At 42.4% G+C, this 13,882-nt stretch carries 9 protein-coding genes; all 9 read right to left on the bottom strand.

Annotated features, from left to right (window positions below; genetic code table 11):
- The coding region (locus B4G81_RS15280) for a cysteine-rich CWC family protein (protein WP_414703157.1) at positions 1-121 on the bottom strand (121 nt) is incomplete at its 3' end.
- Between the two features lie 358 nt (positions 122-479).
- Entirely contained in the window at positions 480-590 is a 111-nt protein-coding gene (locus tag B4G81_RS15275; RefSeq protein ID WP_414703156.1) for a DUF6580 family putative transport protein, read from the bottom strand.
- Positions 591-611: 21 nt separating this feature from the next.
- Positions 612-2,354, bottom strand: coding sequence for a PKD-like domain-containing protein (locus tag B4G81_RS02875; protein ID WP_294079852.1), 1,743 nt, complete (start codon positions 2,352-2,354; stop codon positions 612-614).
- A gap of 13 nt (positions 2,355-2,367) precedes the next feature.
- Positions 2,368-4,533, bottom strand: a complete 2,166-nt coding sequence (locus tag B4G81_RS02870; protein ID WP_294079850.1) for a hypothetical protein — start codon at positions 4,531-4,533, stop codon at positions 2,368-2,370.
- A gap of 24 nt (positions 4,534-4,557) precedes the next feature.
- A complete protein-coding gene (locus B4G81_RS02865; RefSeq protein ID WP_294079848.1) occupies positions 4,558-6,666 on the bottom strand; it encodes a hypothetical protein in 2,109 nt (702 codons plus the stop codon).
- A 90-nt stretch (positions 6,667-6,756) separates the two neighbouring features.
- On the bottom strand, positions 6,757-8,805 hold the full coding sequence (locus tag B4G81_RS02860; protein WP_294079846.1) for a hypothetical protein: 2,049 nt from the start codon (positions 8,803-8,805) through the stop codon (positions 6,757-6,759).
- Between the two features lie 13 nt (positions 8,806-8,818).
- Positions 8,819-10,852, bottom strand: a complete 2,034-nt coding sequence (locus B4G81_RS02855; protein ID WP_294079844.1) for a hypothetical protein — start codon at positions 10,850-10,852, stop codon at positions 8,819-8,821.
- Positions 10,853-10,854: 2 nt separating this feature from the next.
- Positions 10,855-12,585, bottom strand: coding sequence for a PKD-like domain-containing protein (locus B4G81_RS02850; protein WP_294079842.1), 1,731 nt, complete (start codon positions 12,583-12,585; stop codon positions 10,855-10,857).
- Between the two features lie 99 nt (positions 12,586-12,684).
- Positions 12,685-13,878, bottom strand: a complete 1,194-nt coding sequence (locus B4G81_RS02845; RefSeq protein WP_294079840.1) for a YncE family protein — start codon at positions 13,876-13,878, stop codon at positions 12,685-12,687.
- Positions 13,879-13,882 lie beyond the last annotated feature (4 nt).

Below are 13,882 nucleotides of genomic sequence, written 5' to 3'. Positions count from 1 at the left end.
AGATGGAATCGATCTGGAATGCCAAGTTCGGTGGAATATAGATATCGGCACATTCGCACGAGAAAATATCATCGGGCTTACATTCAAATTTATTTCCGCATCGGGGGCATTTCTTTTCCATTATAGAAGAATATTTTATCAGCAACAAATTTAATATCAGTAATTTATCACACTTTCAGATAAGTAACGGTATTGAATCCCCGTTTTAATTTTCCGAAGTGATTCCGGAGAGATTTCTATCCCTTACTATGCTGAATTTTTTCCATGGCTTTCAGGACTTTCTCTGAAGTAACGGCTTGTCAATTTCTATAATCATATCACAATTAATTTAGATTGAATTGTTCAAAACAAAAATAGAAAAATTTCAGATACAATACAAAAATAAAACCGGAGGATAGTCAAAGGTTCACTTTAACATATTCTCCGGTTCTATTATGTGCTATCCTGTGAAGGATAAAAGAAGTTATTCTCTTAGGCGTTTACCTTTTCAGCACCGGAAAACGGCGAGCGCTCAGCTCGAATGCCCCGAAAAGGACTGCCGTATAGCATAGGTCGCCCATTACTATATTTTTGAAAAATGGATTCTCAATTTTCTGATAAGAGAATTAATTTTATTGCTTCTTGATAATATTAAAATCCTGAACGCCGAACACTTCAGTTGAATTCTCTCCCAACCATCCGGCTTTTATATTCAGTCCGGTATGCACCTTTACAAAATCTATATATTGCAGATTTGCAGGTTTACCATCATGACGTACTGCATGGCTAATCTTCATGTGATTACCCATAACATTGGCATTGGTATTTTCATCATTGGTCAGACGGTCTATCGGACTGAAATTATCTACATACCCCCACTCGAACTCTCCGTTAGCCCAATAGCCCGGAGATGTCTCCACTGTTTTATGTTTCAACCGGCTGCCGACAATGGTGTATGAATCAGGTTTTACCCATAGGGGATAATAGTAATCCTGTGTATGGAAGCCTAAATAATCAACCTGCCCGCTCTGACCGAGATTGTCTGTCCATGCTACCGGACGGTGTGTATTGTCCGGGCGATAGTACGTTACGGCATAATCCTGTACGCTTGTATCATAGTCGCTGCCTTTCAATTCGTACCAGGTATCGTTTGGCAATCCATCTCCGTTTTCGTCCTGCATGACCCATACAATGCCCGGTTCCGAGGAGCCTCGAAATGCATTGCCGAGTATTTGCAGATTGTAGTCCCCATCGTTGGCGATACTATGGTCAAATCCGACCACAATGTAACCGCCCCAGTTTCCCAATGATACGTAACCACGACCATTCATGCGATTAGTCGCGTAAAGACATGCCTCCGCATCAGTGTACACGGTATAACCTTCATTGACGAACTGTCCCGGTGCTGCTGTAAACTCGTAGACTTTGTTGCAATCTTCTGCACCAGTGGTTACTCTTTTATATGTGCCTTCGGGAGGACAAGCATTCACTATGAAATTGTAAGACAGGGTTATATATTTGTTTTTAACCTTCAACTCAACTTTGTGTTCTCCTTGTGTTGCCGGTGTATAAGGGAAAGTGCATTTCGCACACTCAGCCATGGCTACCCTTGGATTTGAAAACTCCGGCACATCTGTAATCTCTACACCATCTACAAACCAGGTATAGGTGGCATCAAAAACGTTTTCGATCCAATATGGACGAATGAAGGCGGTACGTCCGAGTGAAATATTATAAACCGTTTTTTCAAATTTTGCAGTGAATGGCATATCTTCAGGAGCGCAGACTTTCACATTGAATTCCAATTTATCAGATCCATCTTCGTTGGTAGCGGTTAAAGCCAGTTTATATGTTCCGGCTTTTGTCGAGGAGAATGAATAATCTTTTGAAGAGGCCTTTTCCTGACCATCCACAGTCCACTTGTAAGTAGCATTTTCATCATAGGTAATCTCCGGAACGAGTTTCAGTTCGTCATCTATCATTATGATGTGTCCGCCCTCCGGAACGCCCATCGTTATCTGAGGAGCTAACAGCGAAACCACCTCCAAACAGATCTCCTTGCTATCAGAGCCGTAATCGGTAGCTACTTCAAACATTAGATACATCATCTCCGGCTCGTCTCCGGCGTCATAAGTGAAATCTCTCTTTTCACTGACGATTTTTCCATCCACTTTCCAAAGATAGATAGCGCTATTTGTCTCATTTTCTATAGTAGGCGTGATGGTAATAGATTTTCCTACTTTTACCCTGTATATCAGCGATTCATGATCGAACGATATAGCTGGAGGATTTGAGTTCTTGACAGTATCGTCTTTACTGCACCCTGCCATTACCAATAGGGCAATGACAGAAATCATATATAATAATTTTTCCATTTCAAATATCTTATTACAATGTTGGATCGATATATTTGCCGTCTTTGACCAAGTCGTCGTAACTCGGCATATAACCTATATTAGCAAGATTCCAATAATCTGCCGAAAAAGAGGTGAGCGCCTTTTTCAATCCTGTATAGTTGCGTAGGGCTGCTTGCCTGTAGATATCAACACCACTCACTTTCTCCAGAGTACTGAACCCATCCAGATTCGCCAGTCGGTTGCTTGGACGAGTCGATGTCGAAGGGTTTTCGTGAGTGTGAATTTTAAGTATCCCGGTGATAGTAGTCAGCGAAGGCATCTTAATATCGAAAGGAATCCCTTGGTCTTGAGGATAGTTTAACCCAGCCATCGTGTGTCCTATATAAATTGCAAAGTCTCCGTTTATCTTACTTAATTTTGGCAGTGTAAACTCCGGTACTATGCCGGTGTCGTTTGCACCTCCCTTGTTATAGATAAAGTCTGCTCCGGCTTCTGCGAATTTTGGCATAGTCACAATCGCCTTTGTATTTATTCTGCATATACCATTTACTTTTGTCAATGCCGGTATATTCAGGCTTCCCGTGGTGTAGTTGTAGGTAAGGGTAAAGTTTCCGTGTACTGTCTCCATGTTAGGTATCAACTCGACGGCCGTATTGGTGTTGGCAACAATGATCTCAACGTCTCCTTTTACTTCTTTCATGCCCGAAAGTTCGAACAATCCATTTAACGAGAGTGATCCCTCCATAATGTCGTCAGCAGTAAGTTTAAACGGAGTGTTCGAATTTGAGGTTATACCAACGCCTTTAATACCCGTATCTCGTATATCCAGTTCCGTCAATCCCGGCAGATTTGCGATATCCAATTTGCCAATGCTGGTGAGAGTTGTCGGCAAGGCGAAGCTCTCGGTCAACCCGCTTAGATTTTGCAGAGTGAGGGTTTCGATAACCTCATTCAACGTTCCCAAGCACTCTAGGTTAGATAGCTTTACGAGAGAGTTGAAATTAATATTTTTAGCTGATTTTAATTCAGGCATATCGATATCTTCAAGGCTTCTCAGACCTGATAGTTCGATATTTTCAATATAGGTAATCTTAGGGAAAGATATTCTGGTCACTTCAATACCATTTCGGAAATTAGATGAGCCGAATAACTGCTCCAGTGCAGGAGCTTCAATACTTTCAATTTTATTGAGGCCGTCCCAATCAAATCCCCCGCAGGTTTTAAGCACGGGTATTTCGATAGAGGTTCCTACGAAAGCGTATAGATCCATTACATCTCCAACCTGTTCGAGTTTGGGGAAGGATAACGTTGAGATTGTTCCCATTGCTCCATTAGCGCGCAGCGACAGCTTACCCATCACTTGCTTCAATTCCGGCACAGAGAATGATGCAAGCGACATAAGTCCTCCAAGTTCAAAATTACCGCCTACCGAAACTAATTTTGGCAGGTACACGGTCGTTACCATCGAGGCATTATATTGTGGATAATAAAGGTCTCCATAAACCTCTTCAAGTGAAGGGAAGATGAAATCTTTGAGTCGATACTTGGTCTGTGGTATTTTTATTGATCCTACCTTTTTCAGGTTACTGAAACCGACCGAGTAATCATCAGGACAGACATAGATTATTATTTCTCCTTTTACTTCGGTGAGTGAAGCTAAAGGAGCAAGCGTTACGATAGGATCATCGGCATCGGTCATGTCGTCCCCAACATAGTCTTGGCTTTGTATGCCGACACTGAGGTTGCCATCGAGTTTTTTTATGCCCAGAGCAGCAAAATTATTAACATCGGTTTGTGAAAATAGAACAAAGTTACCCGTTTTTTCTTCTTCGATTTTTTCGCGACGAACAGTATAGCGATAAATATTCTGACTCCCGTTGTAAGATGAAACAACAAACGATTGGTCTTCATCCCAATTAGTTATTTCGGCAGGATTGGGATAGATAGTAGCATGTTCACTGATTGCAACCGTGGCTTGCGCGCCGGCAAAAGAGAAGTCTTCAGGTACCATTACAATAATCTCCCCCTCCGCGATGGCACCTGTAACTACGCCTCCGTCAGAATCTGCCAGTAACAATTTGAATGAAGTGATAAAGTTATCGTTTCCTTCGAATGCCCAATCGTTATCCTTGCTGCATCCAACCAACAACAGCATGGCGGAGCAAATGATACTAAATGCTATAAATATTTTTTTCATTTTTCCTGTTTTAATCTAAATTGGTTACTGTTTGTCCCATTTACCGGCTTTCATGTCAGCAAGTGTAGGATTGTAATTATTGTCAATCATTTTCCATTGCCCCTCATCGGTCAGGACAGGCAGACAGTTTTTAAGCCCCTCGAAACTAGTGATAGCTTTCATTTTTTCAATATGAACATACTTCACGCTCGTAAGTTTCGCGAGGCCGTCGAAGTTGATAAGTGCCGTATTTCCGGGATTTATGTTCGTTCCAACCGCTACTCTAAGTGTATCGGTAATGGTCTCCAGTTTCGGCATCGAGATATTTTTCACGTTACCGCTTAGTTTCAAGCAAACATTCTTTGCTGTTGTCAGGTTTGGAAACGATAGTTCTTCACCGCTAAAACCGTAATACGAATTTATTTCGCCCACGCGAATCCCGCCGACCTTGGTTACCGAGGCAAATTCAAGCTTTCGATCGGTTGTGCCACCACACATCTCTGTGAGGATATCGCCGGCGATTTCTGTAACATCATGCATCTCGAATGATTTCATGTTGCTATTATCTCTTATAATCACATCGCCGTTTATTTTGGTCAATCCCTCTATTTTTATACCTCCGAAATATACTATGGATTGAAGTTCTAAATTTCGAATCTGTTTGATTCCTGAGAATGTAGGGGCTGAATATTCGTAAGGTCTCGAAGCCGTAATACTTGCTTCCCCATTAAGAACAACGTCGCCATTAAATACTACATCACCTTTCACTGTAAGGCCAATAAGGGTTGCGCGTTGAAGTTCCAAACGTCCGACCTCTACACCGGTCAGGTTGAGAGTCGTCAGAGAATTTATATCCCATACTGCCAGCGTTCCAATTTTTTTCAACTGCGCGGGTAGCAGTAGTTCGGTCATGTTTGTTTGCAGGCTAGCACGAATGTTTAGCGTACCGTCCAGAGATTTCAGACCTCCAAAACCTTTCAATCCTTCTCCATTAAGATTACCGATGCTAAGTAAATTTATATCGCCCTTTACTGTTTCAAGTTTTGGCAACTCGATTTTCTCCGTATTACAGTAATTTGCAGTCAAATCTCCTCCGATGTATGTAAGCATCGGAGCAACAATGTCTGTCATTGCTGCTAGTTGGTGGAAAGTGACATCACCTTCGCATCTTTCGAGCTTTGGCAATTCTAATTGGATAAAGTCGGGTGTCGATGAGTTGACACCAAATACTAGTTTGCCTGCTGTTCGGAGAGCAGGTAATGAAATGGATTTCAAAAGGTTCGACTCACCGAAACCAAATCGTCCGCCCACCTCTTCAAGCGCTGGAAAAATGATAGTTTCCAGTGCCGTAGGGTCGCGTTGTACGGGCACGCTGAAGAAGACTTCGCCCTCCACTTTTCGCAGTTTAGGCATCATAACTTCTGTTAGGGTCGTAACAGCAAAAGTCAGATTTCCTGACATTTCGGTTAGTTTCGGGCAGTTAATCGATTCCAACGATTTTGAAGCAACTTCTATATGCATGGCCGATTTCAAGGCCGGGAATGTGGCTTCTTTTAGTCCGGAGGTTTCGATTCTTAGCAATCCTCCGATTTTTTCGAGCGAAGTAAGTCCACCAAGCGTTTCTCCGGAGAAAGTTCCTTTGATGATAACGCTTTGCGACACCTCTTTTAACTTGTTGAGAGGTTCTAATGAAGATACAGTCTCAATTCCCGAAGCTGTACCTATGATAAGATTACCATTGATGGATGTGATGCCTCTGGCACCGAAAGCCTCTACCTCTTCCTGCGTAGTTAGCAAAACGGATGAATTTTCGTTCAATCCGCTGTTTTCAACCTTGTAGCGGTATGATTTCGTCTTACCGTTATACGAAGTGATCACAAACAGATATTCACTGCTCCAGTCGGTAATCGTTGCCGGATTCGGTTTTATCGACGAATTCTCGCTCATTTTCACCTCAGCGGTGGCATTGATCAGTTGAAAATCGACAGGTGCATTCACTACAATCGTATCATCTACAATCATAGCCTTTATAGTTTGCCCCTCATTAACCAACGAGAAAGAAACGATATAATTATCGTCCCCGGAAAATGGGTCGTCTTCTTTGTTGCAAGACCACAGCAACACCGAAAACATCATCAGGAGTAAATACTTCATTGTTTTTGTAAGATTCATATTTTGGGGTTTTATTGATTCGAGTTTATATCGAATAAGATTTTAGATATCTGATTGTCATAGGATGTTGTTTTATGGTTTTATCCAGTTTTCATCAATCATTTGCTGGTAGGTGGGGTTATAGCTGCATCCTTCCACTTTCCAGTTTTCCGAGGTTATCCTCGGAAAGATATTTCTAAGCCCGGAAAAATCGGTCATGCTTCCCCACCATTTAATATCCACGGCATCTACTTCTTTAAGGGAGATGAAGTCATTCAAATCGGTGAGTTTCATCTGGTTTGCCACGCCGGCATAAGTTCCGCCATAGAAACTGAATTTACCAATCTTTGTCAATTTGGGAACCTGAATGTCACCACTTTGCACATTGGTCATAAAGTTGGTATCCCATAGATCGGTAACAGTTGTCAATTCAGGGGCAATTAATTTTTTCAGATATGAACAGCTCGACAATCTCAAGGTCCCTATGGTTTCCAGGTCGGGAAAAGAGATGGTTGATTGTCCGTTTGCCAAACCTGTGGATTGCCTATATATCCCTATATGTTTTATTCCCGGGAAATCAAAGTCTCCGTTTTGAGTATAATTGGACATTTCCAAAGTACCGGGAATAGTTTCAATTCCTTCGAACCGGATAGGGGCACAGACTCTGGAACCCGCATTGAGGATGATATTGGTTATATTATTGTTACCTTTTAACAACGCTAATTTGTAACATGCGATTAAATCCGCTTTCTCCATTTGTTTTACTTTAGAGAAATCTAATGATGTAATCAAGGGTAGGGTATAGGCATAAATATTATTACACTCTTCCAGTACCGGTATGTTGATGGCGGTCAACGATTCACAAAAACGGATATCTAGTTGTTTTCTGATCTTTTTCAAAGCCGGAAGATTCAGTTGGTCCATTTTCAGGTAAGATAGCTTCATATCGCCATCTACTGTTTCCAAGGCCGAGAAATCAAGTGATTGCAGCAACTCCTTGCTGGATACAGGGTCATATTCAAATGCACCCATATAGGAGAGTTTCGGAAAAGATAAGCTGGTCAACGCATCTACATTTTTAAGCGAGAATGATTGTTTGATGGCTCCTAATAAGGGCGCATCTATTTTGTCCAGTGCTACCACGTTTACTGTAAAATGAGATCCGATATCCTCCAGGCTGGATATATCAAGCTTTTCCAACGCCGGCAATCCTCTGAGGTTAAAAGCGCCCCTGATCTCTTGCAGGTTCTTCAGGGAGAGTTCTTTCAGTTTCTTATTGGTGGTCGTCGCATAGCTTGTAAAACTTGTTCCCGACTCGATACTGAAATCGGTAATTACCGTTTCCAATTCCGGGAGGGTTATCCCGGAGAGAGACTGGCTATTGACATAGAGTGAAAAAGCCGATTTCAGCTTCGGCAATAATACTTCGCGAATCAAAGTACTATTGACGTAAAAATCACCTATTTCCACCAAATTAGGGAATGACAGATTTAACGAATCCGTCACAGCTCTTCTGGTAGTCAGGTTTTTGATATAGATACTGCCTGCACTTTCTAAAGCGGCTAATCCAGTTACATTTTCACCTGCAAAAGTGTTATAGATAAGAATGCTGTTTGTCACTTTCCTCAGATTTTGGAGCCCGTCCAGATTTTTAATAGAATCAAGTCCTGCAACTCCTTCGTTGGCGCCTATCACCAAATTGCCATCTATTACTTCTATGTTGGATGCCGCAAATTTGTCCACATCGGACTGGGTCAACAGCACAACTGATCCGGGTTCCGTTATCTCAGTGAATGAAGGCCGGTAACTGTATTTTCGTTCGCTTTTATTGTACGATGTTACAGTAAACTCATGGTTTTCGTCCCATTTCTCAATCTGAGATGGATCAGGAGTGATGGATGCCTGTTCCGTCAGTTTATAATCAACTTTGGCACCTTGAAGATCAACATTCTTCGGAATTGATATTGTCACTTTATCCCCGGTGACAGAGGCCTTATAAGTTATTCCGTCTTTTGTCAACGAGAAGGAGGTGATATAATTGTCGGTTCCTGCAAAGGGGTCATCTTCATCAGAACAACCGGCAAAAGCTATCCCTGCCAGTAAAAGACCCAATACAAACAATTTTGATAATATATTTTTCATTTTTGTTGCTCTTTTAATTCGTATATTTACCATCTTTCATATCCTGCAGCGTCGGGTTGTATTCACAATCCGAAACCATCCAGTTGCTGCTCTCCAGTCCGTTCACAACGTTTTTCAGCCCTGTAAAGTCATTTAACCGCCTGGCATACTGGATCGACACACTGCCGACTGAAGTCAATGCCGCGAAATCATCCAAGTGAGTGATTACATATTCGTCATACCAACGTGCCCCTTGCAATTTCAGTTGGCCTTCTATCTTTTTCAATAACGGAACAGTGATATTGTCCAATACGGGACATTCTATGACAGAGAATGATTTGGCTTGTGTCAAGAGAGGCATCGACAATGATTCTATAACATCGAAGCTGTTTATCGTCAAGTCGCCACATTCTGTCAATGATGGAAAGCTTACAGACTCGATGACGTAATTCCATCGGGTGAATGAGATAGTACCAACCTTCTTTATCTTTTTTATTTCAAGGTTGGGTTTGGTGAAACTTTCAACGCTGAAAGTTCCTCCAATGGACTCCAGATTACCAAAATCGATAAAGGATTCATTATTCCCGGAATTTGATATGGTAAGGTTTCCTGAAACTTCTTTTGGAAGGGAGAAACTCTCCATTGCACCGCAGGTGTAGATCTCTGCCTTTTCCAGGTTTTCGATCTTGCTAAAATCTGAAGACTTTAACTGGTTAATAGCGGTGAAACGGATCGACTTACAGGCAATCAACCGGGGTGCTGTGAAAGATAAAAGGTCGGGTGCTGTTTGCAGTACAAGTGATTCGCCTACTTCTTCCAACATCGGCAATTCTACCTTTTCACATCCCAGGTATGCCAGGGTAATACCATTTTGTACATTCGTGAGTTTTGACAAAATAATATCCTTCACTTTGATAGAGTAGTTGCTTCCATTGCTAAAATCAATGGACCTGGCGGATATCAACTCAGGAGCAACTATTTTCGTTATGGCTGTATTGCCACTCATGATAAAATCTCCGTCCACTCGTTGCAGCAGAGGAAAATTAATCAGTTCAATGGCATTCAGGGACTTGATTTCACAATTACCATAGACTGTCTGTAATGCACCAATGCCTGTTACAGAGAGACCCATAAAGCTGTTCAATGAAAAATTACCGGAGACAGTGCTGAGTTTGGGCAATAAAATAGCATTCAAAGAGCGGTTTGAATTCTGGGCAGAGGGATATTGCTGGCGTGAACCATTCATGACAAAATTACCGTAGCAGTTCTGCAGATTGGGTAATTCAATATCTGCCAGAAACTGGGAACCGATATACAAGTCGGAGATTTCCTGCACCTTGGGCAAGGATATTGCGGTGACGCTGTCCGAATTGGCGATAAAATTACCAATCGATTCCAGATTGGGAAGTGCTATTTCAATCCGCCTCTTAGGGTCCGCACCGTTGGCAGTAGAGCCTATGTAAAATCCACCTATCTTTTTCAGATTGGATAATCCCTCCGTATCACCACCGGCATAACTATTATTGATGACGATATTGTAGTTCACTGAAGTCAAGCTGGAAAGCCCGTCCAGACTTGTTATCACATCCTCTTCACTGACAGAGCTTACCTTTTCCCCGATGATCAGGTTGCCATCAATCCTGTTGATATTTTTACCGGCAAACTCATCCACATCGGCCTGTGTCAATAGGATCACATTTTCGTTAGCGGCAACATCCGTATAAGAGAATGAATAGGTGAAACTGCTAAAATTGTTGTTATATGCCTGTACACGGAACAATTGATCTACCTTCCAATCCTTCACCGAAGCCGGATCCGGCAGGACAGTCGCATTTTCATTCAGACTGTAACTGACTTGCGCCTGGGATATATCAATTCCATAAGGAATTTCGAGTAGAATCTTATTGTCAATAATTTTCGCGGGATACACCACGCCATCGACCGTCAACGAAAAGGAGACAAAATAACAATCTTCCCCGGTAAAGTCGCTGTCGTCATTCGAGCATCCGCCCAAAGCTAGGAGGCCTACAGCCAATAGCACGATGCATATATAAAGTTTATTTTTCATTTTTATTTCTTGATTAAGTTATAATCTTTTATACCAAATACTTCGGTAGAGTTTTCGCCCAGCCATCCGGCTTTGACGTTCACACCTGTTTGAATTTTCACAAAGTCGATATACTTGAGATTGGCCGGTTTGCCGTCGAATGTGACAGCATCGCTTATCTTGAAGTGGTTGCCATTGGCCGCAGCCCCGGCGTTCTCGTCGTCGGTAAGGCGGTCGATAGGACTGTAATTATCGGCGTACCCCCAATCGAATGACTCATTCACCCAGTAGGTGCCATTGCCGGATTGGTCATACGTCCTGCTTTTAAGGCATGTCCCGTGGAGAGTATAGGTCTCTTCGGCTACCCATGAAGGATAGTAGTAATCTTGGAAATGGTATGCCGACATATAATCTACTACGCCTGATTTTCCCTGGTTATCAGTCCATTGTACATTCATCTTAGGCGCTTTGGGCTTATAATAGGTCACCGAGTAATCCTGGATGGTTTCCGGCTTTCCATATTCCGATCCTTTCAACTCATACCAGGTGTCATCCGGCAGGCCGTTCCCATTTTCATCCTGCATTACCCAGACAATCCCCGGTTCGGACGACCCGGCAAAGGAGTTACCCAATACCTGGATATTGTACGAACCATCGTTCACCACACTATGGTCGAAGCCCACGGTGACATATCCTCCCCATCCGCCAAGCGACACATAGGCTTCCGTTTTTAGTCTTTCTTCCGCATATGCTATGGCTTCAGCCATTGTTGTGGCGGTATAATACTCGTTCACAAACTGTCCCGGAGCAGGTAAAAATTCGTAGACTTTGTTCCAGTCTTTGTTGCTGCCGCCTGTGACAGCCCTCTGGTGAGTCCCTTCGGGTTCGCACACATTGACCTCCAATGTTTTCGAGACTTCCATATATTGATTCTTCATCGTCACCTTTACCTGATAGGAACCCATTGTACTTTCTCCGAAAATAAACCGGCTCTCTTTGCCTTCTTGTTTCTTTTCCCCATTGACTTGCCATATATAGGTCGCATCGAAGTCATTCTCTATATCCCATATTTTTATTCGGATATTCCTGCCTTGCGACAAGGAGAAGGTCTCACGTTCAAAAGTCCATTTGAAGGGAAGGTCCTCGGGTTTGCAAACTTCCACAGGGAACTCAATCGTGTCATCCCCGTCTTCGGTCGATGCTACTACTTTCAATTGAAAGATTCCGGTTGTCCCTGAAGAAAAAGTGTAATTTTTGGTATTGGCCATTTCTTTATCGTTTACATACCATTTATAGCCTATTTCTTCACTGGCTTCCTCCACTTCGGGAGCCAGTTCCAGTTCGCTGTCGAACACAATTTTATAGCCATCGGGAGGAACCGGCAGGGAAAGGGTGGGGATCACCAAAGAAGCGACGGTGATTTTCATTTCTTTAAAAGCCAGACCCGCTTCATTGATTACCTCCAGTGTAATAAAGACGTCCTGTGCTTCGTCGCTCTTATAAGTGAAAGTGGGGTTAGTACTCACGATCTTGTGGTCTATTTTCCACGCGAAAGAAGCTCTTTCCACATTCTCATAGGTGGGTTCGATGGTTATTTCCTTACCCACTTTTGTGATGAAAGTAGTATTCTCCTGCTCGATGGTAATTTGGGGAGGATTTACCGCCTCTACTTTATCATCACTACAGGAAGTCATCGAAAAAGATACAAAAAAAGCAATGTAGATTGCCATCTTCGTAAAAAATCTTGTACTCATGTTGCTGTTTTTAAAAATGATTATATATAATTTTATTGTTTAGTATTCAAGTGTATGCAACTAAACCGTGAACTTTTAGAGGCAATTATGCGAGTGGCATTATTTGTTTTTTGATAATAAATCCAAGTTTTGTAATCTTTTAGTGGTAAACACGATATGCGCAGGAATATCGCCCGTCACAACGCTCCATTTCTTTTTACCTGTTCTCTGGTCGAAGCAGTATAATGTTCCAGGGGTGACATAATCTTTGGCATCAGTGGTGAAAAACTCTTTGGTTTCGGGGTTGATGGCTATGCCATACGGAATTTTGATCTTTTTTTCCGTACCATCCGTAATGAAATTACGGGAGACAGTACGCCTGAGTTTTGTATCATAAATAGCGTAAGTGATGGTATTCCTTTGTGTGATATGGCTCCATTCCACACTATAGACATATAGTGAATCACCGGAGAGTGCCATATTGGAGTTGGGAAGTAGCGGCAGCTCTTCTATCACTTTATCGGTATTGGTATCGATGATAAAGGTTTTCGAGCCTGTTGTCTTATAATCTCCACGGGAAGAGACATAAAGATTGCCATAATTATCCAGTTCCAGGCGATGCAGGTTGATGGCCACATCTATTTTCTTTGTTTCAGTAAATGTAACCAGGTCGATTACCGACACCGTCCTGTCGTAATAGGGTACCCTGTACCCTCCGGAGTTGGCCACATAAAGCTTGTTTCCCTTGATCACCATTTCATCGGGTTGATAACCGACAGTGCAACTGCCCACAATTGACATATCGGTTGTATCTACTTTCACCACCGTTCCTATGGGTGCGTTCTGGTCGATTTTAACAGGTCCATTATAGGAACTGACATAGGCATATTTATCTTTGAAAACAATGTACCGGCAGTTGGTGATATTGATCGTATGCAAATGCTCGGCGGTATGTACGTCCATTACTTCTATCAGGTGGGAGCAGTTTATTACAGCATAAAGTTTGTCGCCATATATCTGGATATCATTCCCCACATCGCCCAGATTGTGGGGAATATTAGGGTTGACCGTCGGAAAAATATTACGGTAATAGGTGCCGCTTTCATAATCGAAATAATCGAGGGTCGATTTATTGCTGCCCATATTGGCCTCATTCAGTAGAAAGAAACCCTTGATCGACTCCGTCTGTTGTCCCGGCGCAATCTGTTCTCCTTCAGCCCATAACAGGTATTCGTCATCTCCTCGACAACTGTTGAGTAAGAGAACTGGAATAAACAGGAATAAAAGTCCATATAATAACCTATATTTTTTCATCTGA

This window comes from Proteiniphilum sp. UBA5384 (assembly GCF_002410825.1).
Taxonomy (GTDB): domain Bacteria; phylum Bacteroidota; class Bacteroidia; order Bacteroidales; family Dysgonomonadaceae; genus Proteiniphilum.
The sequence above is the reverse complement of the archived record's forward strand: the minus strand, read 5'-3'. Positions and strand labels throughout refer to the sequence as shown.